Here is a 22,303-nt window from a genome sequence, read left to right as displayed (position 1 = left end):
TGAGCAGATGAACAAGCTACAAAGAGGATGGGCAGTTTGCGGGGCAGAATGACAGCGCTCAAGGAAATGGAATACGACAACCATTCGGCTTGGCAACGCCATGCACCGTGGATTATCCGTCTGACCCTGGCTGTCGTTCTCTTACTTGCCAGCGGAAGGCTGATTCTCCTCGCGCTGTCGCAGACGGACAAAATTGCCGATAAGTCACTGCTGGGGCTGGTATTCGGTTCGTTCGTTATTTTCTGTGCCGGCTTTGTCTTCTTGCTGACCTCGTTTGGAAAGATGCGTCTTACCTGGCGAGCATTCATGAGGTCCAGGGGACGCTTTACCAAAGCCGAAAAGATGATCATGCAAGAGCGGGCCGAACTGGCACGTGCCCAGGCCGCCGCTGCTGAGCTGGCGCGGGATCTTTTTGAAGGAAATTTGCGAACACAGAACCCTCCATGGGAAGTGGTACTGCGAAACAACGAACAGGCCATCTGCACAGCGAATGCCAACTATGCGCGGTTCTATGGTTCCGATGTCAGCTACATGCACAGCTCGGGATTCTTGATGGGCCATCCCACGCTGGTGGCAGCCGGAGTGCTGGCCATGGCATTGGGAAACAAGGCCCGCCGCTCCCAAGCTGAAGCCATGGCGAAAGAACAATGGCGTGAACAGCAACTGGTGCTCGCTGTGATCACCAATCAACGGGTCATATGCCGCCGCCAAGATGGAGCATGGGTGAGCTTCGATTACCTGGCAGCGACCAGCATGGACGTTGACAGTGCAACCGGTACGATGATTTTGCAATTTCCATCAACGGAGCCACTGATGCTCGGAGGTACTGGCGGGCTATATGCTGCCGTCACAGCAATCTGGGCGGTGCGGGGGCCGCAAGGGCTGGAAAGGCACCCCGGCCTTGCTTATCTGCGGACGCTGGAACACAACCAGCTTAACTGAGTACGCCAAAGGCCCGGCACTTCCGTGCCGAGCCTTGGTGCAAACCAGCTGCTAGCCGCGCAGCACGACCTCAACTTCTTCCATCTGCTGACCAGCAGGGTACTGGCCGTTGAAGAGCTTCGATCCTGCTTCGGTAAGTACCGCTGCGAAGCGGGTCTTGACCAAGCCAAAAGCGTTCGAAACACTGGTTTCGGTGAGCTCGGCGATGGCAATGCGCTCGCCTGCTTCGTCAATGGTCAAGGTGATGGTCTCATCATGGTTCACGATGCGCGGCTCAATCAGGTTCAGCTTCATCATGCCGCCATGGCCGGAGAAGGAAACACGACCGTTGAACCAGATTTCGTTCTCGGGAACCTCAACCGCGGGGGAGACAGGGAACGCCAGAGCATTACCTACCTGCCAGACCCCGTTGGAAGCTTCAATGCGTCCGTCGGCAAGGGAAGAAATGTAGCCTACGAACGAGGATTTCAGACCCCACTCGAGGTGCGGCTGGAACGGATCGCCTGCTGGCGCACCATTTCCGGTCATGATCTTTTCCCTCCACAGGATATCGGTGTAAGAATACTCTGTGGTCAGTATTTCATATAGGCGTTAGAGCAGGGGCTGTACGTTCTCTGACAGCTAATCCATCGTCATCTTTTGCTCAATAAATGGACGATAAGCCGCCTGCATGGAGATTTGGGCATCCTTGTAGGTCGTGCCATCCGCAAAGGTGACATCAGCGGTGGCCCATGAACCATTCCAATACTTGATGTCCAGCTCGGCAGGGCTGTACGCCTTGTGGACGTTCGCTCCGAGGTTGCTCATCGCGTTGTTATAGCCGGTGATTCCCACGGCCAGGAAGACGGCCGTAATGACCCCGGCAGCTGCCGCGACAATGAACTCGGTACGAATGGATGCACGCCGGGCGTAGGTCTGTTCCCCGTCACGCAAGCGTGAGAAGCTTCTGCGGCGAAACAGGGCGTGGGGCAGCAGTGCCAACCCGATCAGCAGGAAGACCACAGAAGTTGCCACCGCCATGAGCGGCAGGCCGAACGCCACCGGTAGATACTCATCCATGTATTTACCCTACCCAAGTCAGTGGCGAACTTCTAGATTTAGATCGCTTTTCCGGGGTTGAGGATGCCTTGCGGGTCGAAGACCGCGCGAACCCGTCGTTGCAGGTCCAGCGAGGTCTCACCCAGTTCCTCTGCCATCCAATCCTGCTTGAGCAAACCGATGCCATGCTCGCCGGTGAGCGTGCCGCCCAAGGACTGAGCTAGGTAGAACATGTCTCCCAATGCGGCCTTGGGTGCACCGGTAGTAATGGATTGGCCCTCGGGCACCACGATGATCGGATGCAGGTTGCCATCGGCCGCATGGGCGATGGTGAAGATCGAGACTCCGCGTTCATCTTGAATACGGTGCAGGCCAGCGAAAGCTTCGGCCAGCCGATTGCGCGGCACCCCGATATCGCAGATCGACGCGGTTCCCAGCTTCTCCATGCTCGGGATGGCCTGGCGCCGGGCTTCGATCAGCGCCTCGGCTTCTTGGGCATCCTTGGCCAGTTCGATGCGCCCGGCCAGCGGATCGATCGCATCGCGCAGCGCCTGCATTTCCAGCTGTGCCCCATAGCCGTCGGTCTGCGCCAGCAGCAAGGCGCCGCCACGTGATTCATGCTCGGTACCCAGGGCGGCATCAACGGCCTTCAAGGTCTTGCCGCACATCAGCTCCAGCACCGAAGGAGTCAGCCGTTGGGCGATCACCGCCGAAGCGGCCTGCGCAGCAGTATCCTCATCGGGGAAGTAGGCGACCAAGGTGGCGGTGTGCTTGGGCTTGGGGCGCAAGCGCAGCAGCGCTTCGACCACAATGCCCAAGGTGCCTTCCGAGCCGATCATCAGCGCATTCATGTCATAGCCGGCCACGCCCTTGATGGTCCGCCGACCGGTGCGCAGCAGCTGCCCATCGGGCAAGACCACTAGCAAGCTGAGTACCGACTCACGGGTCACCCCGTATTTGGCGCACCACATGCCCCCGGCGTTCGTGGCAATATTGCCGCCGATGGAGCAGATCGCGGTACTGGCAGGATCCGGGGCGTAGAACAGCCCATGCTCCCCGGCAGCCTGGTTCACCGCCGCGTTGATCACCCCGGGCTGCACCAGAGCGGTGGCTTCTACCGGATCAATGTGCAGGATCTTGTCCATCCGGGACATGTCCAGCACGATCTGCCCGGCCTGCGCGCTGGAACCTGCCGCCAGCCCGGTGCCGGCTCCGCGCGGCACGATCACCGCCCCATGCTCATGGGCCAACTTCATCGCCAGCACCACGTCATCGATGCTCTGGGCAAAGATCACCCCGTCGGCGAAGCTCGGGGGCACATAGCCGGAGCGGTCAATACTGGCTGTTTGGCGCTCGGCCTCATCGAGCGAGGCACGCGGGTGGGCGCTGAGTACGGCGTGGGTGGCGGCTGCATTCACGGTGGACTCCTATTAGGAGAACTGGCAGGACAGCGGTGCTGTCCTGCCAGTAGGGGATTATTGAACGAACGTGTCGGCCACGGCCAGTGCCTGCTCAAGGCGATCCAGTGCTTCGATCAGCACGTCGTCCTCGATATTCATTGCAGGCACCACATGCAGCCGGTTGAAGTTGGCGAAAGGCAAAAGCCCTGCGGACTTCGCCGCGGAAACCACCTGGTTCATTTGTGGGCTGCTGCCGCCATAGGCAGCCAGCGGCTCACGAGTGTCCCGGTTCTTCACCAGCTCGATCGCCCAGAACACCCCGGTGCCGCGCACCTCTCCCACCGATGGGTGCTCGGCCGCGAACTGCGCCAGGCGCGGCCCGATGATCTCCTCGCCCAACCGCTTGGCGTTCTCCACCATGCCTTCTTCTTCCATCGCGGTGATGGTGGCTACCGCCGCCGCGCACGCCAGCGGATGGCCAGAATAGGTCAGACCGCCCGGGTAGACCCGCTCGCGGAAGGTCTCGAAGATTTCCGGACTGATCGCCACGCCGCCCAAAGGCACGTAGCCGGAGTTCACGCCCTTGGCGAAGGTCAGCAGATCCGGAACCACGCCGGCATGATCCACCGCGAACCACTTACCGCTGCGCCCGAAGCCGGCCATCACCTCATCGGCGATGTACACGATGCCGTGCTTCTTAGTCAGCTCGCGCACCCCTTCAAGGTAGCCCGGAGGCGGCAGGTAGATCCCGGCCGTGCCCGGAATGGATTCCAGGATGAGCGCGGCAATGGTGCCCGGCCCCTGAAGCAGAATCGTGTCTTCCAGGTGCTTGAGCGCCCGTTGCGTCTCCTCTTCGGGAGTCGTTGAATTGAAGTAGGAGCGGTACGGGTAGGCCGGGAAGAAATGCACCACCCCGTCGGTTGCATGATCCGAGGCGAAGCGTCGCGGATCCCCGGTGATGTTCACCGCCAGGTGCGTGCCGCCATGGTAGGAACGGTACGCCGAAAGCACCTTGTGCTTGCCGGTATGCAGCCGCGCCATGCGCACCGCGTGCTCCACTGCATCCGCTCCGCCATTGGTGAAGAAGATCTTGTTCAGCTCACCGGGGGTGTGCTTGGCAACCAGGCGCGCTGCTTCCGAGCGCGCGTCGTTGACATGCTGCGGGGCGATGGTGGCCAGCTTGCCGGCCTGTTCCTGGATGGCCGCGATTACCTTGGGGTGCTGGTGGCCGATGTTCGTGTTCACCAGCTGGCTGGAGAGGTCAATGAGCTTGCGCCCTTCGCCATCCCACACATAGGAGCCCTCGGCCTTGAGCACCGTCATCGGGGTGAAGGGGCCCTGGGCCTGCCAGGAGTGGAAGACGTGTTCGCGGTCCAGCTCGTAGGCGCGCTTCCCGGCGGCGATCTGCTCGCCGGTGATTTCTTCAGTCATTTGCTCGCTCATGGTCCTAGTCGTTCTGCGGGAAGCCGAGGTTGATGCCGCCGTGGCTTGGATCCAGCCAGCGCTTGGTAATCACCTTGTTGCGGGTGAAGAACTTGAAGCCCTCCGGTCCGTAGGCGTGCTGGTCGCCGAACAGCGAGGCCTTCCAGCCGCCGAAGGAGTGGTAGCCCACCGGTACCGGAATCGGCACGTTCACCCCGACCATGCCCACCTGGATCTCGTCTTCGAAGCGGCGGGCCGCGCCGCCGTCGTTGGTGAAGATCGCGGTGCCATTGCCGTACGGCGAAGAGTTGATCAAATCGATGCCCTCGTTGAAGGTGTCCACGCGGACCACCGAAAGCACCGGACCGAAGATCTCCTCGGTGTAGATGGACATGTCCGTGCCCACGCGGTCGAACATCGTCGGATGCAGGAAGAAGCCTTCGCCCTCGGCATCCACGGTGCCGGTACGCCCATCGAGGACCAGCTCGGCGCCGGCGTCGATGCCGGCCTCGATGTAGCCGGCCACCTTGGCCTTGTGCTCGCCGGTGATCAGCGGGCCCATGTCGCAGCCGCGGGTGCCATCGCCCACGCGCAGGGTCATGGCACGTTCGGCGATCTTGGCCACCAGCTCATCGGCGATGGTGTCGATCGCGACGACCACGGAGATCGCCATGCAGCGCTCGCCGGCCGCACCGAATCCGGCATTGACCGCCATGTCGGCTGCCAAATCCAGGTCCGCGTCGGGCAGCACCAGCATGTGGTTCTTCGCTCCGCCGAAGGCCTGCACGCGCTTGTTGTGCGCGGTGCCGGTGGAGTAGACGTACTGGGCGATCGGGGTGGAACCGACGAAGGATACCGAGTTCACCCGGGCATCGGTCAGCAGGGTGTCCACCGATTCCTTATCTCCGTGCACCACGTTCAGCACGCCCTCGGGCAGGCCGGCCTCGGCGAAGAGCTCTGCCAGCCAGTTGGCGGCCGATGGGTCCTTCTCCGATGGCTTGAGCACTACCGCGTTGCCCGAAGCGATGGCTACCGGGAAGAACCACAGCGGCACCATGGCCGGGAAGTTGAAGGGGGAGATGATCGCCGAAACGCCGACCGGCTGGCGCATGGACTGCACATCGATGCCGGTGGAAGCGTTCTGCGAGAACTCGCCTTTGAGCAGGTACGGAGCGTTGCAGCACAGCTCGACGACCTCCAGGCCGCGGGCCACTTCGCCCAGCGCGTCGTCCAGCACCTTGCCGTGCTCGGCGGTGATGATCGCGGCCAGCTCGCCCTTGCGCTCGGCCAGCAGCTGGCGGAAGTTGAACATGATCGCGGTGCGGCGGGCCAGCGAGGTGTCGCGCCACTTCGGGAAGGCGGCCGCGGCGGCGGCGATGGCATGCTCGGTGGTGGCTTTGGAAGCCAGCGCCACGTGGCCAGAGACCTCGCCTGTGGCCGGGTTGTAGATCTTGCCGCTGCGGTCGTCGGCTGAGTAGTTGGCGTTGTTGATCCAGTGCTGCAAGGTTTCGGTCATCGGTCAGGCCTTTCGAAGTTGGGTTCTTGCATTCATCATGGGTCATCAATGTGAGCGGCAACACCATCACTGTGTCATGATTTAAGCGCGGACGATTACGGAGTGTAAAAAATGTTGACAGTGAACGAGGTTTTGCAGCTGCCAGTAGTCCAGGCCGCGGCCCCGCAGGTCCTCTGCGGCACCGGGCTGGAGGCACAGTTGCGCTGGGTGCACGTCACCGAATCCACCGAGAACATCGACCTGCTGCTGGGGCGCGAGCTGATCCTCACCACCCTGCGCAACGTCAGCGATGTCCGCGCCTTCATTACCGCCCTGCGTAATGCCGGCGCCGTCGGTGTCATCATCGAAGAACTCACCGGAATGGCCCTGGACGTCGCCGATCTGGGCATCCCGGTGATCGCCCTGCGTAACACCACCCGCTTCGTGTCCATCACCGAGGTCATCCACCAGAAGCTGGTGGCCCAGCAGCTCGAAGCCCTGCAGTTCTCCCGGCGCGTGCACGAAATCTACACCGAGCTCTCGCTGACCGAAGCGAACGAAGCGCAAATCGTCACCCGCACCGCCCAGCTGCTCGATGCCCCGGTGGTGCTCGAAGACGTGCGCCACCACGTGCTCGCTGAATCCGGTGCAGAACTGGAAAACTGGATCGACCGCTCGAAATTCGTCGGCTTCCTGGAACACACCGGGCGCGCGGGTGCAGAGAACTGGTTGCAGACCCCGGTCGGTGCGGTGCGCAGCCGCTGGGGCCGACTGGTGATCCCGGAAGCCCTGGAGGACGATGACCGCGCCGCACTGGTCCTGGAACGCGCCGGCCAGGCGCTGACCATCGCCCGGCTTTCCGGACGCGACCAGCGCGAACTGCTCTACCAGGCGCGCACTTCCACCCTGCACGAACTGCAGGCCGGGCACAGCTACACGCCCAAGGAGATCGCCATCCGCACCCAAGCGCTGGGCCTGGCCGCCGCACCCTACTACGTCCCGGTGGTCATTTCGCTGGCCGGTTCCGGAACCCCCACCGAAACCCAGCTGGCCGACCGTGCGCTGCTGGACGTGCTCGATCAGCTCGCCGACACCCTGCACCTTGGCATCCTCGCCGGCTCGCTGAAACCCGGATACCTGGGACTGATCCTGCCGCTGCGCGCCCGCGAACTGGTGGACTGGACGCTGCAAGGCTTCACCCGACGGCTGGCCGAGCAGCTGCGCGCCCCGGCAGCCATCGGCGTCGGAACCGAAGGCACCCTGGCCGCCAGCATCGCCGGACTGGAAGAAGCGGCGCACGTGGCGGAAATCGTCCCGCACCTGCCCACCCGCGCCCAGCCCTACTACCGCTTCGCCGACCTGCGCCTGCGCGGGGTGCTCTCAGCCATGGGCGCCGACCCGAAAATGCGCACCTTCGCACTGGCCGAACTTTCCGGCCTGCTCAGCCCGGTGGACGAACCGGCTCTGGAACTGCTCGAACTCTATCTGGCCCACGGCGGGAACAAATCCGCGCTTGCCAAGGCCGGGTACCTTTCCCGGCCGACCCTCTACGCCCGGCTGGCCAAGCTCGAAACCAAACTCGGCGTGCAGCTGGATTCGGCCGAATCCCGTGCCTCACTGCAGGTGGCGCTGCTCTGGTATCGCATGCACGGCTGAGTTATCCACATGCGATCCTAAGCGCCACCGCCACCGGCAGGTTCCGAGGCATCATGTTTTCCATGAGCACCCAAACCGCACAAGCCCTGAAAGACCTGGCCGACGCCAAGGCCTTGATGGCTTCTGCTCTGCAGCGGCTCTCCGGGGACATTCCGGCCGGCCACGCCGCCTGCAAGGCGATGCTCATCGAAGCGGTCTCCGAAGACGTCGCCCGCGAACAAATCCACTGCGCTCACGCCCTGCGCGCCACCGGTGCCCACAAGCTGACCCAGGACAGCCTGCAAAACATCACCGAGACAGGCCTCGATCCCACCATGGAGCAGCTGGAAGCGGCAGAAGGGCGCACCACCACCGGACGCACCCACTTCAAGGACGCCAAAGGGCTGATGGTGCACTGGCTGGGCATCGCCTTGGGCACCGCCTCAACCCGTTTGGTGCAGGCCGACTGCCTGATTGGCGGGGTCGATGATGCCGGGCAACCAATCGCCGCGTGGCTGCCGGAACTGGCCGAAGAATTCGAAGTCCGGAATCTGGACCCGCGACTGGTAGCTTCCACAGCGCTCAAGCTGCACTCCGCCCGCAAAGACCTCGGCGAAGGCACAGCGGGGGAAGCGAAGAAGCAGGAACTGCAGGACCAAGCCACCGCATTCTTGCGTGCGGAACCCAAGACGGCGCGCAAGCACATCAACGACCTGATCAGCAAGATCAAATCAGGCCAACGTCCGATGAAGGCCCTGCTCGATGAAATCGGCATCTTCAAGCGCGGCATGCGCAAGGGGCTGGTCGAATACCTGCTGCGCGTCTTGCCCTCCCAAGACGCCTATGTGCAAGCCTTCTTCACCCGGCTGGGCAATCCGGCCACGGCAGCAGGCAATCGCCAAGGCCTGAAAGACGCCGAGGCTCAATTCACCGGCCAAGAAGCCAGTGATTGGGACGATGGGGAAACCAAACCCGAATGGGCCGGGGAAGATGCAGACTCCGAGCAGGAATTATCCGATTCCAAGGAAAATCGGGCCACCGGCCAGGGAGAACCTGGACAGTGGGAAGATTTGAAACCCGAACGAAGACGGTTGGTGGGTTTCATGGCCTTGTTGATGACCGACCGCAAACCCACCGGTAGCCAGCCAGAAGAAATACCGGGCCTAGCGCGCGCACAGGTGAGCATCATCTTGAATTGGGAGAAGATGCAGCAGCAAGCCAGCAGCTTCGCGGTGACTTCTGCAGGAATACCGCTCTCACCGGGGGAAACCAGGGCAGCGCTGTGCAATGCCGGGATCTATCCACTGGTGCTCAATTCCAAGAGCCTGCCGCTGGATCTGGGCAGAACCCAGCGGTTCTTCTCCAAGGCCCAAGGCCGAGCCATCCGGGCAGCCTATCGCGGCTGTTCCTATCCTGGCTGCTCCATGCCCGCCGAACAGTGCGAGATCGACCATCTGGATCCTTGGGAGAAAGGCGGACGCACGGATATCAAATCCGCTGACTTGAACTGCCTGATCCACCACCCGGCCAGGCACTGCGGGCTATTCCACGCCGTCAAGGTGCCCGGCAGTCGCCCGATGGTGCTGCTGCCGCCGGAACTCGATCCGGAGCAGAAGCTGCGTTTCAATACGTACTTCATGACCCCGGATGAGGCATCTGCCGCAAACACACTGGCGGAGGAAGCGACCAGGCAATGGCGGGCAGGGTTGATCGAAGTGGAAATCGTCGAGCCTTGAGCCCAGCCGATTAAGCTGCGACCGTTGCGCTAAAGTGCGCGTAGGTGCCCGCGTACCGCTTCACCGGTATCGCATCGATTCTGCCCTTCAAGCAGTACGAAGGCCTGCCCGAAACTCAGCTCGTGGATCTGCTCGGCAGTCAGCCCCAGTTCGCGTCCGATCCGCGCCGTGCTGGCCCGATGATCGCGCTGCAGGGAAGGGAAGACTAGGGAGAACACCCGGGACACCAGTTGCTGGTGCTCGGCTGGAGGCTCTAAGGCCAACTCCTGCGAAAGCCATTGGTAGGCGTCCTCGCCCAACAGTTGGCAAGCGCGCGCATGAGCCAGGATTACCTTGGCCGGCGCCCCAAAATGCTCTTCGAGCAAAAGCAGCTGCGGGATCTGCAGGGAATCGGAAACCCGTACCTGCAAGGACAGTGCGGGCAAGAGCAGCCGGGCGGCGAATTCATCGGCTTCTCGTTCGGCAACCGCCAGCTGTTCGCGGTTCTCGCCCAGCGAGGAGTGCATCAGCAGATGCCCCAGTTCGTGGGCCAGGGCCAGGCGCTGTGCATTGCGGCTGCCGGAGGCCAGGAAGATAAATGCTTGGCCGTCTTCCCAGAAGCTGAAGGTCTTGACCTCCTCCAGCGAGGCCGGAAGGCTCAGCACCCGCACCCCGTGGGATTCGAGCAGGTGCAGGACATCGGGCAGTGCGCCGCAGCCCAGCTCCCATTCGGTGCGCAGCTGCGCGGCGGCATCTTCCGGGGTGAAGCCACACAGCTCGGGGACCTCGGTCTGCGGGAGCCGGAAGGTTTGGGTAATCAAGTTGTAGAGTTCCACGCCGTGGCGGCCCAGCGCGGCGGCGGCTACCTTCTGCGCGGTGCTGGTGCGTCGAGGGGAGCGGAAGAAGATTCGTCCGGTGTCGATTGCCTGGGTTGCTGGAAGCTGGAAGAACTGCGGTGCGCAGCCCAGCGCCTCGGCCAGGGCAAGGGAGAGAGCCTCGGGAGCATGAGCGAGTTCGCGCTCGCAAATACCCAGCGAGGCGGCCAAGGCGGACCGGCTCAGCGCTGCACGTTCGCGTGCCAACCTGATTCTGGTCGGTTCCAAAGTCATGAGGTTCCTGCAATCTTCCAAAAGGCGATCTTAATCGTCTAATGACCTCAGACTAGTGGTGTGTGCCACAAAGTACCAATTGAGTGCAGTTTCGTGAAGTAACACCCTCTGACTAGAGATAAGGGTTCGCAGGCAATGCCTGCGAACCCTGATCTGACTAGATTTTATTAGCTGCTTCCTTCAAGACAGTTCGAAGAATCGACTCGATCTGGTCGAACTCCGGCTGTCCGATCGTGATCGGCGGAGCCAACTGAATGACCGGGTCGCCACGGTCGTCGGCTCGGCAATACAATCCCGCTTCCCATAGTGCAGGGGAGAGGTAGTCGCGCAGCAGGCGTTCGGATTCGGCGTCGTTGAAAGTTTCCTTGGTCGCCTTGTCCTTGACCAGCTCGATTCCGTAAAAGTAGCCGGCGCCGCGCACATCGCCGACGATGTCCAGGTCGGTGAGCTTGGACAGGGTGGACTTGAACGCGTCGGCGTTGTTCTTGACGTTTTCGTTGAGCCCTTCACGCTCGAAAATGTCCAGGTTGGCCATGGCCACTGCCGCGGCGACCGGATGCCCGCCAAAGGTGTAGCCGTGATAGAAGGTGTTATCGCCCTTGGTGAATGGCTCGAAGAGCTTATCGGAAACGACCATCACGCCCAGTGGGGCGTAACCGCTGGTCAGTGCCTTGGCTGAGGTGATGATGTCCGGCACGTAGCCGAAGTCGTTGCAGGCGAACATCGAGCCGATGCGGCCGAATGCGCAAATGGTCTCATCGGAGACCAGCAGTACATCGTACTCATCGCAGATCTCGCGCACCCGGTCGAAGTAGCCCGGTGGCGGCGGGAAGCAGCCGCCCGAGTTCTGCACCGGCTCAAGGAAGACTGCGGCTACCGAATCGGCCCCTTCGAATTCGATGGCTTCGCGGATGCGTTCAGCAGCCCACAGCCCGAAGTCCTTCTCGTTATCGGCGAACATTTCCGGCGCACGATAGAAGTTCGTGTTCGGTACGCGGAAGGTGCCCGGGACCAATGGCTCGAACGGGGTCTTCATATCCGGCAGCGAGGTGATGGCCAGTGCGCCCTGCGGGGTGCCATGGTAGGCCAGTGCGCGGGAGATGACCTTGGTCTTGCCAGGTTTGCCCTTCATCTTGAAGTGCTGCTTTGCCAGCTTGAAGGCCGATTCCACGGCTTCGCCACCGCCGGTGGTGAAGAAGACGCGGTTCAAATCGCCCGGCGCGTAGCTGGCCAGACGTTCGGCCAGGTCGATGGCTGGTTCGTGGGCGTAGGACCATAGCGGCATGAAGGCCAGCTTTTCGGCCTGCTTGGCCATGACTTCGGCTAGTTCGGCACGTCCGTGTCCGGCATTGACGACGAATAGACCTGCCAGCCCGTCGAAGTATTCGCGTCCGGCATCGTCGTAGATCTTGTGTCCCTCGCCGCGCGAGATGATCGGCACGTGCCCGCCTTGTGAGATCCCGGAGTGCCGGGCCATGTGCATCCAAAGGTGATCGCGGGCGGCTTGCTGGCGATCGGTACCACGTGGTGTGTTCATCGTGTTCCCCAGTTGTATTCCTGTTTTTTGAGTGAAAGGTAGGTGTACGTGTTGGTGCTGACCACGCCTTCGATCCCACGGATCGTGCCGATCACGCGCAAAAGGTCTTCATCGTTCGAGCAGATGACCTCGGCGAGGATATCGGAGGTGCCGGCGGTGACCACGCAGTAGTCGACCTCCGGCAATTCGGCGATCAGGTCGGCGGTGCCGCTGATGTCATTGGCAGCGACGACGCCGATCATGGCTTGGCGGGTGAACCCCAACTCCAGCGGATTGGTGACTGCGACGATTTGCATAACGCGGCTCTCGACCAGCTTCTGCACGCGCTGGCGCACAGCAGCTTCGCTCAGGCCCACTGCTTTGCCGATGGCCGCATATGAGCGGCGGCCGTCTTCCTGCAGCTGTTCGATGATCTCCTTGGAAATTTCATCAATGGCCTGCGCTGGGTGCGGGGGCAACGTCATATCGACCTCCTAGGTCTAAGGGACTTTCCAATGACCCTACCTTCACTGATTCAGTTGCGAAAGGGGTATTTCTGAAAGATTTCAGTTTTAGTAACGCAGTTTTTACAAGGAATCTTTCGTCTAGGTCTTGTTGGACCTGTGCATTGCTGGCAGGATGAACGTCAACACTTTCATGTGTGGACGATCACACTGCATTCGATGTTAGGACTGAAGCCATGTCGCACTCGCAACGCCGACTACCGCAAGATCCGCAAGTACGTGCCCTCGTCCAGGCGATGGGACAGCGCAGCTACTCCCGCCGCTCGGTGCTTTCCACCGCCGGTGCCCTAGGCCTGACCGGACTGCTCGCCGCCTGCGGCACCGGAGGTTCAAGCAGCGGCACCAAGAGCGCCGAAGCTGTCAAGGACATCTCCTCTTCGGATCCCACAGTGAACTGGGCCAACTGGACGCTTTACCTGGACTACGACGAAAAGAAGAAGACCTACCCAACGCTGGATGCCTTCACCAAGCAGAGCGGGATCAAGGTGAACTACGTCGAGGACATCGACGGCAACGACTCGTACTACGGCAAGGTGCAGGGCCAGCTCAAAGCAGGCCAGGACATCGGCCAGGACATCATCACGCTCACCGACTGGATGGCCGGACGCCTGATCCGCCAGGGCTACACCCAGGAGCTGAACCTGGCGAACATTCCGAACTCGGCCAACCTGCTGCCTAGCTTGCAGGAAGTCGACTTCGACCCGGGACGCAAGCACTCGCTGACCTGGCAGTCCGGCTACGCGGGCATCGCCTGGAACAAGAAGGCCTTCCCGAAGGGCATGAAGTCGGTAGAGGACCTGTGGGATCCATCGCTCAAGGGCCGGATCACCGTGCTCGATGAAATGCGCGACACCATCGGCCTGCTGATGATGCAAAACGGCGTGGATATCGCCGGGGACTGGGGCGAGAACGAATTCGGTGCAGCTACCGACCTGCTGCGCAAGAACATCGACAACGGCCAGATCCGCCAGGTCAAGGGCAACTCCTACAAGCAAGATTTCATCTCCGGCGATGCAATCGCCGGGATCGTCTGGTCCGGCGACATCGTGCAGATGAACTTCGAGAACGATGACCAATGGGAATTCATCATCCCGGAGGCCGGCGGCACCCTGTGGAGCGACAACATGATGGTTCCGGTCGGATCCCCGCGCAAGACCAACGCCGAGAAGCTCATGGACTTCTACTACGACCCGGCCGTGGCCGCCGAAGTCGCAGCCTATGTGAACTTCATTTGCCCGGTGGAAGGCGCCAAGGAAGAAATGGAAAAGATCGATCCGGAGCTGGTCGGCAACCCGCTGATTTTCCCGACCGGTGAGGACCTGGCCAAGGCCCATGTATTCCGCTCCCTGGAAGCGGATGAAGAAACCACGCTGAACTCTGAATTCCAGAGTGCAATCGGCGCATAGAAAGCAAGGAAAAACATGACTCGACAGCGAGCCATCAATGACCAACGCCAGCGCCTGCTGCGCGGCATCGGCTCCGCCCAGGCATCACGCCGATCGGTACTGGCCGGATCTGCGGGCCTGGCGTTGGCCGGGCTGCTCTCGGCCTGCGGCACCAAAAGCACCGGCACCGCAGCCAGCGCGGCGCTGAGCCCAGCGAAGGACCTTTCGGATTCCGAAAAAATCGTGAACTGGGCCAACTGGACGTTGTACTTGGATTACGACGATGAAACACGCAAGTACCCGACCTTGCAGCGCTTCATGAAGGAAAGCGGGCTGGAGGCCAACTACGTCGAGGATATCGACTCCAACGATTCCTACTACGGCAAGGTGCAGTCTCAGCTCTCTGCAGGCCAGGATATTGGCCAGGACCTGATGGTGCTCACCGACTGGATGGCCGAACGCATTATCCGCCAGGGCTACGTGCAAGACCTGAACCACGCAAACATCCCGAATATCAAGAACCTCTTGCCGCAGCTGCAGGACGTTCGTTTCGATCCGGGACGCAAGAAGTCGCTGACCTGGCAGTCGGGCTACACCGGCCTGGTGTGGAACAAGGAAGTATTCCCCAAGGGCCTGGAAAACGTCGAGGACCTCTGGGATCCAGCGCTCAAGGGCCGGATCACGATGCTCGATGAAATGCGCGACACCATGCCGATGCTGTTGCTTGACCAGGGCGTGGATATCGCCGGGAACTGGGGCCAGGATGAATACTCCAGCGCCTTGGAAGTGCTGGAGAAGAACATCGAGAACGGGATGATCCGGCAGGTCAAGGGCAACTCCTATAAGCAGGACCTGATTTCCGGGGACGCGATCGCGGGCCTGGCCTACTCCGGAGACATCACCCAGCTGAACTTCGAAGAGGGGAACAAATGGGAGTTCGCACTGCCTGAACGGGGCGGACTGCTGTGGAGCGATAACTTCATGGTTCCGATGGGTGCCACGCACAAGACCAACGCCGAGAGGCTCATGGACTTCTACTACCAGCCCGATGTGGCCGCCGAAGTCGCCGCTTACGTGAACTACCTGTGCCCGGTGGATGGCGCGCAGGAACAGATGGAGAAGATCGATCCGGAACTGGTCAGCGACCCGCTGATCTTCCCGACGCAGGACTTCTTGAAGCGGGCAACCACCGAACGTGAATTGTCGGTGGAAGAAGAAACAGATTTCCAGAACCAGTTCCAGGAAGTGATTGGGGTATGACCACCTTGGCATCGCGCACCGAAACGACAACTACCGGAGCGGACCTTAACCTGTCGGGCATCACCAAGCGGTTTGCCAGCTTCGTGGCCGTCAAGGACCTGGATTTGGTAGTCCCTTCGGGCACCTTCTTCGCACTGCTCGGCCCTTCGGGCTGTGGCAAATCGACCACACTGCGGATGATCGCAGGCCTAGAAGCTCCCAGCGAGGGGAGCATCTCCATCGGCGGCCAGGACGTGACCGGGCTGGCCAGCCACCAGCGTCCGGTGAATACGGTATTCCAGTCCTACGCGCTGTTCCCGCATATGAGCGTGCTGGAAAATGTGGCCTTTGGACTGAAGCGCAAGAAGGACAAGCAGGCCATGGAGAAGGCCAAGGCCGGGTTGGAGCTGGTGGAGCTGGGGCATCTGGCCAACCGCAAGCCGATCCAGCTTTCCGGAGGACAGCAGCAGCGCGTGGCTCTGGCCCGCGCGCTGGTCAACCGGCCGCAGGTATTGCTGCTCGATGAGCCGCTGGGTGCGCTGGATATGAAGCTGCGCCGGCAGATGCAGCTGGAGCTGAAGAACATCCAGACCGAAGTGGGACTGACCTTCATCCACGTTACCCACGACCAGGAAGAGGCCATGACCATGGCCGACGTGGTCGCGGTGATGAACGGCGGGAAGATTGAGCAGATGGGCCCGCCGCGCGAGCTCTACGAACTGCCCAAAACCGCCTTCGTCGCGAACTTCCTGGGCAAATCCAACCTGATGCGGGGCAAGGTGACCCAGAACAACGCAGGAATGCTCAGCGTGCTGGTCAATGGCCAGACCATCCTGCTTCCCGAGGACCGGGCGGTGCAGAACAGCGGGGAAGTGGTGCTGGGAGTACGTCCGGAGAAGATCTCGATCTCGCGTGAAGGCTATGAGGGGGAGAACCGCTTGTCGGGCACGGTGATCGACGTGTCCTTCACCGGCACCACCACCGAGTACCTGGTCGAGGTGGACGGGATCGGCACCATCGGCACGTTCTCGCAGAACCGCGGGCAGCAGCCGGCCGAAGAAGGCGACAACGTCTACCTGTCCTGGGATGCGCGGCACTCCTTCGGGCTGGCCGGCAATGAGCACGAGGACGCCGGAGTTGATCAGTCATGACGGTGATGACCAAGAAGGGCCTGACCGACCTGCGCAGCGCCGAGGAGATCCGGGCCGAGCGGCGCAAGGGCCGCACCGGGATCTTCCTGATTGCCCCGGGCATGCTGGTGCTCGCGCTGTTCTTCGCCCTGCCTGTGGTAGTGCTGCTGGCGATGAGCCTGTACGTCAAGCCCGAAGGCGCCGAAATCGGCGAGTTCGTGCCCGGCTTCGAAATCAGCAACTATGCCACCGTGCTGGCCGCCTACTGGCCGGATCTGATCCGCTCCTTCGGGTTCGCGCTGATCGCTACGGTCCTGGCCCTGCTGATCGGTTTCCCGATGGCCTATCTGGTGGCAGTTCGGCTGCGCGAGAAGACGCTGCTGCAGGGCATCTTGCTGGTCCTGCTCATCGCCCCGTTCTTCTCCAGCTTCATCTTGCGTACCCAGGCGTGGAAGCAGATCCTGGCCGATGAGGGGTTCATCGCCCAGAGCCTTAAAATCCTGGCGATCCTGCCGGCTGATGGGCACCTGACCGCCACGCCTTTCGCGGTGGTCGCCGGTTTGACCTATAATTTCCTGCCGTTCATGGTGCTGCCGATCTACGCGAACCTAGGCCGGCTCGATACCCGCCTGCTTGAAGCCTCCGGGGATCTTTACGCCAGCCCGATGACCTCGTTCTTCAAGGTCACGCTGCCGATGAGCGCTCCCGGTGTCTTCGCCGGAACCCTGCTGACCTTTATCCCGGCTGCCGGCGACTACGTCAACGCGGCCCTGCTGGGCAATAACCGCAATACCACCATGATCGGCCAGGTCATCGACTCCAGGTTCTTCAAGGTCATCGATTACCCCGGTGCCTCAGCCTTGAGCTTCGTGCTGATGATTTCCATCCTGATCCTGGTCACGATTTATATCCGCCGCTTCGGCACCGAGGAGTTGATGTAGCGTGAAGCAGAAAATTGGACGCTGGTTCATCCCGGTGGTCGGCGGGCTGGCCTTCATTTACCTGTTGGTCCCGATCGCGTACATCTTCGTGTTCTCCTTTAACGATGCAGGCCGGACCAACTTGGAATGGCGCGGCTTCACTCTGGATAACTGGCAGAACCCGTGCGGGGCTCCGGCGGTCTGCGAATCGCTGGTGCATTCGCTGCAGGTGGGCACCGTGGCCACCATTGTGGCTACTGCCTTGGGCACGTTGATCGCCATTGGACTGGTGCGCTACAAGTTCCGCTTCCGCAAGATCACCGACGTGCTGATCATCTTGCCGTTGGCTACCCCGGAAGTGGTGCTTGGTGCATCGCTGCTGGCACAGTTCCTGAACCTCGGTTGGGAATTGGGCTACACCACCATCGTCATCGCCCACATCGTATTCTGCATGTCCTTTGTGATCGTGACCGTCAGGGCACGCGTCTCCTCGCTGGATCCGCGGCTTGAAGAAGCAGCCGCCGATCTCTACGCCTCACCGAAGATGGCTTTCTGGAAGGTCACCTTCCCGCTGCTACTGCCTGGCATTGTGGCTGCGGCGCTGTTGTCGTTCGCGATGAGTTTCGATGACTTCATCATCACGAATTTCAACTCCGGTATCTTCCAGACCTTCCCGAAGTTTATCTACGTCGCAGCGACCCGCGGCATCCCGGCCCAGGCCAATGTCATTGGCTCGGCGATGTTCATTATCGCGTTGCTCGTGGTGGTTATCGGCCAGGTGATCAGCTATCGGAGGAAGAAACAGCTAGAAAATTCCTAGGAGCAAGAGGTCTGCACGGTTGCGTGCGGACCTCTTGCCTTGAGGCGCCAAGCTAGTCAAAAACAAAGAAATTCACTAACATGATCGTTACTTAGCTCGCATCTTGGAGCTGCCTGTCGCAGCATCTGCATTAAGCTTGCCTTGTCTGGATTATCCCCGGAGGGTCCGTGCTGTTCCAGAGCACCCGCGGGATCATCGCTTGCGGAAACGATCACATGCATGGGTAGTCAACGCTATTTGCGCAACAAAATAGGGATACCGGTACCGAGGCGAGAGCCACAGCGCCTAGCAAATACTTAGCTCTACAATATATGGTCTACGAGTCGATACCTTGCGGGCCTGTGAATGCAGGTCTTGAAATGATTGGAAACTTCATGAGTGATAAGCCAGTTTGGCTTTCTCAGCCCGAACGCGATGCCTGGCTTGGACTACATGCTGTCATGACACTACTTCCAGCTGCCTTGGATTCCGACCTCCAGGGGCTGGAAGGCATCACACTGTTTGACTACCACATGCTGGCGATGCTCTCCGAAGCCAAGGATCGCCAGTTGACGATGACCATTTTGGCATCACGCACCAGCGCCTCGCTGTCCCGCCTCTCTCACGTGGTGAAGAAGCTGGAGAAGCGTGGCTGGGTCGCACGCGAGCAGTCCGCCGAAGATGCGCGTGTGAAAATCGCCTCATTAACGGACGCTGGCTGGGAAGCTGTGCAGCGGATGGCGCCGCATCACGTGGCTTCGGTACACGGGCTTCTCTTCGATACCCTCGATGACAAGGACGTTAACGATCTCACCCGGATCGCACGCAAAATTACTACCTCGCTTGACGCGGATCATTGGATCCTGAATTCGGATAACTCCAATTTGGAACACTGAGGAATTCTCGATAAGCTAATCAGGCGTTAATCGCGTGTGTTGTTATGCCGTCTAACGGACGAACAACTACGCGTTGCCCGTAATACCGAATATCGTAGCCAACTGAGTACGGGGACATTGCTCGACCGGTTGCGAAGTTCACCGACTTACATACTTTAAGGCTCTTCGGTTGGTTCTCACCCAGCCTGGTTACCTTCCTAGTGTGCAGTATTAACGGTGTTTCACTGGTTGGCGGGACTCATAACGCATCAAGCGGTGTCGATATTTAGGTATGGGCACTGTGCGCGAGTACCGCCGAATTTTACTACTAACTAACTGAGGAGTGATCATGGCAGCTGTTTGCCAGGTAACCGGTACTACTCCGGCCTTCGGACATAGCATCTCCCACTCGCACCGTCGCAACAAGCGTCGTTTCGATCCGAACATCCAGAAGAAGACCTACTACGTGCCTTCCCTGCGCCGTAAGGTGACCCTGACCCTGTCGGTCAAAGGCATCAAGGTAATCGATGCTCGCGGTATCGACGCTGTTATTGCTGACCTGATTGCGAAGGGTGTGAAGCTCTAAAAATGGCAAAGAAGGATAAGGACGTACGTCCGATCATCAAGCTGAAGTCCACCGCTGGCACCGGTTTCACTTACGTAACCCGTAAGAACCGTCGTAACAATCCTGACCGCATGGTCATGAAGAAGTACGACCCAGTCGTCCGCAAGCACGTTGAATTCCGAGAGGAGCGCTAAGACATGGCCAAGAAGTCCAAGATCGCAAAGAACGAACAGCGCAAGGTCATTGTCGAGCGTTACGCTGCAAAGCGTCTCGAATTGAAGAAGACCCTGGTTGATCCAAACGCAACCGACGAAGCTCGCGAAGCTGCACGCGTAGGCCTGCAGAAGCTTCCACGCGACGCTTCCCCGATCCGCGTTCGCAACCGCGACGCAATCGACGGTCGCCCACGCGGTACCTTCCAGAAGTTCGGTATCTCCCGTGTTCGCTTCCGCGACATGGCACACCGTGGTGAGCTTCCGGGCATCACCAAGTCTTCCTGGTAAGACCTGCAAGTCTTTTGACTTAGCAAGCCGCCCTCCTTCGGGAGGGCGGCTTCGCCATTTAACGCCGCCACCACCGCTTCTTCTTCGGTGCATCCGGTGCCGGTCCAGGCGTTGAGGCCCGGCGCTGCTGCCAGGCGAGCACCTCGGTGCTGGCATCACGCAAGGGTGTAATCACTGGCGGCCCGCCCAACAGCTGAAGCCGCGCTTCCTTGATGCGGGCATTGAAATCTTCCACATGCGCACGCACTGCAGCACTGGTCGGCAGCTGATCCAGGACCTCGGCCATATGCTCATCTTCCACCCGCAACGTCAGTGCCGGGGGACCAAGCCCGGTCAGCTGCTCGCGTCGCATCATCGACTTCAGCCACCAATCCGGATCATCATTGTTGGTGATGTGATCGATCTTCTGGCCTGCCAGAGCCAAATTGTCGAAGTCGCCTTTAGCGAACGCCTCATCGAGCACGGAGTTGGCCACTTCCCACGCCTCATCTTGAGCGTAGATCTGCAACGGTGTTTTCGGCTCGGTCACCGAAGCCATGCCGGTTGCCTGCGCGTACTCATCGGCAGGCATCGGCTCTTGCTCCTGCTTCATCTGGTACCGAGCCGCATTCAGTGCCGCATCCTCATTGTGCCTCATCCCTCCATGATCCCACCGTGGTGCCAGGCGGGCAACGACAGCCACCGGCGGCTCTGGCCAAGTACGTCCGGCCGGGAAGGTGCCGCTGTAGTAGCGTGTAAACCATGAAGCCAGCGATGCCCTATTCCAAACCAGCAACGGACATTTACGCGAATCGGCAGCGTTGGGCGCAGTTGGAGCAGGACAAAACGGTCGTAGTGACCGGCGCGAACAGCGGACTGGGCTTCTTCGCCAGCCTGGGCCTGGCCCAAGCTGGTGCCAAGGTAATCCTGGCCTGCCGCAATCAGAGCCGCGCCGAGGCCGCCATGGAACAGATCCGGCTGCGGGTACCGGGCGCCGACCTGGAATTCATGCAGTACGACTCAGCACGCATTGAATCAGCCATGGGGCTGGCCGCCGAGCTGCGTCATCGGCCGCTGGATGTGCTGATCGCCAACGCAGGGATCATCCGCGCCCCGCAGATCCGCCACCAAGGCCTGCTGGGCTATGAACAGATCATGAGCACTAACTTCATCGGCCATGCCCGACTGGTTGGCGAACTCGCCGAGCGTTTCAGCCAGCCATTGAGATTCATCGGGCTGGGGTCGATGTCTACTCGCATGCTCAGCACCGACCCGCAGAATCTGGCCCTGGAGCGCGACTACCATCCCTACCGCGCCTATGTGCAGTCCAAAGCAATCGTGCAGGCGTTCACCATCGCGTTGGATCACCGGTTGCGCCAGCTGGAATTACCCGGCCGAGCGCTGGCGATCCACCCGGGATACTCGGTCTCCGGGTTGAGCCCGCAGATCGCTCAGATCAACGAACCCGGGTATTCCAAGCGGTTGGCCGGCCAATTGCAGGCGAGTTTCGCGCAGGGCAAACACGAAGGTGCGGTGGCGTTGGTGGAAGCGGCGCTGGCCCCGGAGCTTGATGTCGCCCCGCGGGGCAGCTACTTGGGTCCCAAATACCTCACCAAGGGCGCAATCACACTGGCCAGACCGGCGAAAGCGACAAGGGGCAAGGAACTTCAGAGCAAGGCCTGGCAGCTGTTTGTGCGGGCAAATGAGGGCCTGGATCCGTTCGCCCTGTAGGCCCCGGGTGAATTTTGACACCCCGGATTAACCTAAAAAGTCAGCAAAATCCGCGTGACGATGCACTTTTTGTCACCATCAGCTGGTAAGTTCAACTCTTGATAAGACCGTGCGACCGTGCGGCGTTCGGGGCCCGGCATCGGGCTTTGGATCACTAGTCCAGGAGGACCATACATTGGCTATGAACCGTAGCGAACTTGTTGCTGCTGTTGCAGCGAAGACCGAAAACTCCCAGGTTGCCGTCAACGGTGTTCTGGATGCAGTCTTCGAGGTTTTCGTCGACCAGATTTCCAAGGGTGAAAAGGTTTCGATCCCAGGTTGGTTGGCTGTAGAGCGCACCGACCGTGCAGCTCGTACCGGCCGCAACCCACAGACCGGCGA

The 22,303-nt window shown here is 60.7% G+C and carries 23 protein-coding genes; 14 read left to right on the top strand and 9 right to left on the bottom strand.

Annotated features, from left to right (window positions below; all coding sequences use genetic code 11):
• Window positions 1-66 precede the first annotated feature (66 nt).
• On the top strand, window positions 67-942 hold the full coding sequence (locus AB4Y71_RS16485) for a hypothetical protein (RefSeq protein WP_441722102.1): 876 nt from the start codon (window positions 67-69) through the stop codon (window positions 940-942).
• Window positions 943-993: 51 nt separating this feature from the next.
• On the opposite strand, the gene AB4Y71_RS16480 is transcribed toward AB4Y71_RS16485, so the two are convergent.
• The 5 genes from AB4Y71_RS16480 to AB4Y71_RS16460 form a co-directional block, all read right to left on the bottom strand.
• Window positions 994-1,470, bottom strand: a complete 477-nt coding sequence (locus tag AB4Y71_RS16480; protein WP_013349927.1) for an HtaA domain-containing protein — start codon at window positions 1,468-1,470, stop codon at window positions 994-996.
• Window positions 1,471-1,563: 93 nt separating this feature from the next.
• The gene (locus tag AB4Y71_RS16475) at window positions 1,564-2,001 is read right to left on the bottom strand and encodes a hypothetical protein (protein WP_441722099.1); all 438 of its coding nucleotides are present in this window, start codon (window positions 1,999-2,001) and stop codon (window positions 1,564-1,566) included.
• Between the two features lie 38 nt (window positions 2,002-2,039).
• Window positions 2,040-3,398 (bottom strand): FAD-binding oxidoreductase, encoded by a 1,359-nt coding sequence (locus AB4Y71_RS16470; RefSeq protein WP_441722096.1) that lies wholly within the window; start codon window positions 3,396-3,398, stop codon window positions 2,040-2,042.
• A gap of 57 nt (window positions 3,399-3,455) precedes the next feature.
• Window positions 3,456-4,823, bottom strand: coding sequence for an aspartate aminotransferase family protein (locus tag AB4Y71_RS16465; RefSeq protein WP_441722093.1), 1,368 nt, complete (start codon window positions 4,821-4,823; stop codon window positions 3,456-3,458).
• A 4-nt stretch (window positions 4,824-4,827) separates the two neighbouring features.
• Window positions 4,828-6,318 carry a CoA-acylating methylmalonate-semialdehyde dehydrogenase gene (locus AB4Y71_RS16460; RefSeq protein ID WP_441722090.1) on the bottom strand — a complete coding sequence of 497 codons (1,491 nt, stop codon included), beginning with the start codon at window positions 6,316-6,318 and terminating at the stop codon, window positions 4,828-4,830.
• A 120-nt stretch (window positions 6,319-6,438) separates the two neighbouring features.
• On the opposite strand from AB4Y71_RS16460, the gene AB4Y71_RS16455 reads away from it, so the two are divergent.
• Complete coding sequence (locus tag AB4Y71_RS16455) at window positions 6,439-7,953, top strand: PucR family transcriptional regulator (RefSeq protein ID WP_441722087.1); 1,515 nt, start codon at window positions 6,439-6,441, stop codon at window positions 7,951-7,953.
• A gap of 62 nt (window positions 7,954-8,015) precedes the next feature.
• Window positions 8,016-9,668 (top strand): HNH endonuclease signature motif containing protein, encoded by a 1,653-nt coding sequence (locus tag AB4Y71_RS16450; RefSeq protein ID WP_441722084.1) that lies wholly within the window; start codon window positions 8,016-8,018, stop codon window positions 9,666-9,668.
• A gap of 29 nt (window positions 9,669-9,697) precedes the next feature.
• On the opposite strand, the gene AB4Y71_RS16445 is transcribed toward AB4Y71_RS16450, so the two are convergent.
• The 3 genes from AB4Y71_RS16445 to AB4Y71_RS16435 all read right to left on the bottom strand — a co-directional run bounded on the left by AB4Y71_RS16445 (window position 9,698) and on the right by AB4Y71_RS16435 (window position 12,757).
• Entirely contained in the window at window positions 9,698-10,756 is a 1,059-nt protein-coding gene (locus AB4Y71_RS16445) for an ImmA/IrrE family metallo-endopeptidase (protein ID WP_134779596.1), read from the bottom strand.
• Between the two features lie 157 nt (window positions 10,757-10,913).
• Window positions 10,914-12,293, bottom strand: a complete 1,380-nt coding sequence (locus AB4Y71_RS16440) for an aspartate aminotransferase family protein (protein ID WP_441722081.1) — start codon at window positions 12,291-12,293, stop codon at window positions 10,914-10,916.
• On the bottom strand, window positions 12,290-12,757 hold the full coding sequence (locus AB4Y71_RS16435) for an Lrp/AsnC family transcriptional regulator (RefSeq protein WP_013349918.1): 468 nt from the start codon (window positions 12,755-12,757) through the stop codon (window positions 12,290-12,292). Before AB4Y71_RS16435 ends, AB4Y71_RS16440 begins: the two co-directional genes overlap by 4 nt.
• Window positions 12,758-12,972: 215 nt before the next feature.
• Here AB4Y71_RS16435 and AB4Y71_RS16430 point away from each other — a divergent pair, with 215 nt between their 5' ends.
• From AB4Y71_RS16430 to rpsN, 9 genes are all read left to right on the top strand, one after another.
• Entirely contained in the window at window positions 12,973-14,202 is a 1,230-nt protein-coding gene (locus AB4Y71_RS16430) for an ABC transporter substrate-binding protein (RefSeq protein WP_134779598.1), read from the top strand.
• A 15-nt stretch (window positions 14,203-14,217) separates the two neighbouring features.
• Window positions 14,218-15,441 carry an ABC transporter substrate-binding protein gene (locus AB4Y71_RS16425; protein ID WP_441722076.1) on the top strand — a complete coding sequence of 408 codons (1,224 nt, stop codon included), beginning with the start codon at window positions 14,218-14,220 and terminating at the stop codon, window positions 15,439-15,441.
• Window positions 15,438-16,571, top strand: coding sequence for an ABC transporter ATP-binding protein (locus AB4Y71_RS16420; protein ID WP_441722073.1), 1,134 nt, complete (start codon window positions 15,438-15,440; stop codon window positions 16,569-16,571). Before AB4Y71_RS16425 ends, AB4Y71_RS16420 begins: the two co-directional genes overlap by 4 nt.
• On the top strand, window positions 16,568-17,491 hold the full coding sequence (locus tag AB4Y71_RS16415) for an ABC transporter permease (protein WP_441722070.1): 924 nt from the start codon (window positions 16,568-16,570) through the stop codon (window positions 17,489-17,491). The genes AB4Y71_RS16420 and AB4Y71_RS16415 overlap by 4 nt, the downstream gene beginning before the upstream one ends.
• Before the next feature lies 1 nt (window position 17,492).
• Window positions 17,493-18,290: an ABC transporter permease gene (locus tag AB4Y71_RS16410; protein WP_441722067.1), complete on the top strand. Its 798-nt coding sequence runs from the start codon at window positions 17,493-17,495 to the stop codon at window positions 18,288-18,290.
• A gap of 374 nt (window positions 18,291-18,664) precedes the next feature.
• Window positions 18,665-19,165, top strand: coding sequence for a MarR family winged helix-turn-helix transcriptional regulator (locus AB4Y71_RS16405; RefSeq protein WP_134779599.1), 501 nt, complete (start codon window positions 18,665-18,667; stop codon window positions 19,163-19,165).
• Window positions 19,166-19,493: 328 nt separating this feature from the next.
• A complete protein-coding gene (gene rpmB / locus AB4Y71_RS16400) occupies window positions 19,494-19,730 on the top strand; it encodes a 50S ribosomal protein L28 (protein ID WP_013349911.1) in 237 nt (78 codons plus the stop codon).
• Between the two features lie 2 nt (window positions 19,731-19,732).
• Window positions 19,733-19,903: a 50S ribosomal protein L33 gene (rpmG, locus tag AB4Y71_RS16395; protein ID WP_013349910.1), complete on the top strand. Its 171-nt coding sequence runs from the start codon at window positions 19,733-19,735 to the stop codon at window positions 19,901-19,903.
• 3 nt (window positions 19,904-19,906) lie between these two features.
• Window positions 19,907-20,212 carry a 30S ribosomal protein S14 gene (rpsN, locus tag AB4Y71_RS16390; protein ID WP_013349909.1) on the top strand — a complete coding sequence of 102 codons (306 nt, stop codon included), beginning with the start codon at window positions 19,907-19,909 and terminating at the stop codon, window positions 20,210-20,212.
• 58 nt (window positions 20,213-20,270) lie between these two features.
• Here rpsN and AB4Y71_RS16385 read toward each other — a convergent pair whose 3' ends face one another.
• Window positions 20,271-20,849 (bottom strand): J-domain-containing protein, encoded by a 579-nt coding sequence (locus AB4Y71_RS16385; protein WP_441722063.1) that lies wholly within the window; start codon window positions 20,847-20,849, stop codon window positions 20,271-20,273.
• Window positions 20,850-20,953: 104 nt separating this feature from the next.
• Here AB4Y71_RS16385 and AB4Y71_RS16380 point away from each other — a divergent pair, with 104 nt between their 5' ends.
• Window positions 20,954-21,922, top strand: coding sequence for an SDR family NAD(P)-dependent oxidoreductase (locus AB4Y71_RS16380; protein WP_441722061.1), 969 nt, complete (start codon window positions 20,954-20,956; stop codon window positions 21,920-21,922).
• A 175-nt stretch (window positions 21,923-22,097) separates the two neighbouring features.
• The coding region (locus AB4Y71_RS16375) for an HU family DNA-binding protein (RefSeq protein WP_441722058.1) at window positions 22,098-22,303 on the top strand (206 nt) is incomplete at its 3' end.

This window comes from Glutamicibacter sp. MCAF14, from assembly GCF_052114325.1.
GTDB classification, from domain to species: domain Bacteria; phylum Actinomycetota; class Actinomycetes; order Actinomycetales; family Micrococcaceae; genus Glutamicibacter; species Glutamicibacter arilaitensis.
This window is presented reverse-complemented; position numbering and strand designations above follow the sequence as displayed.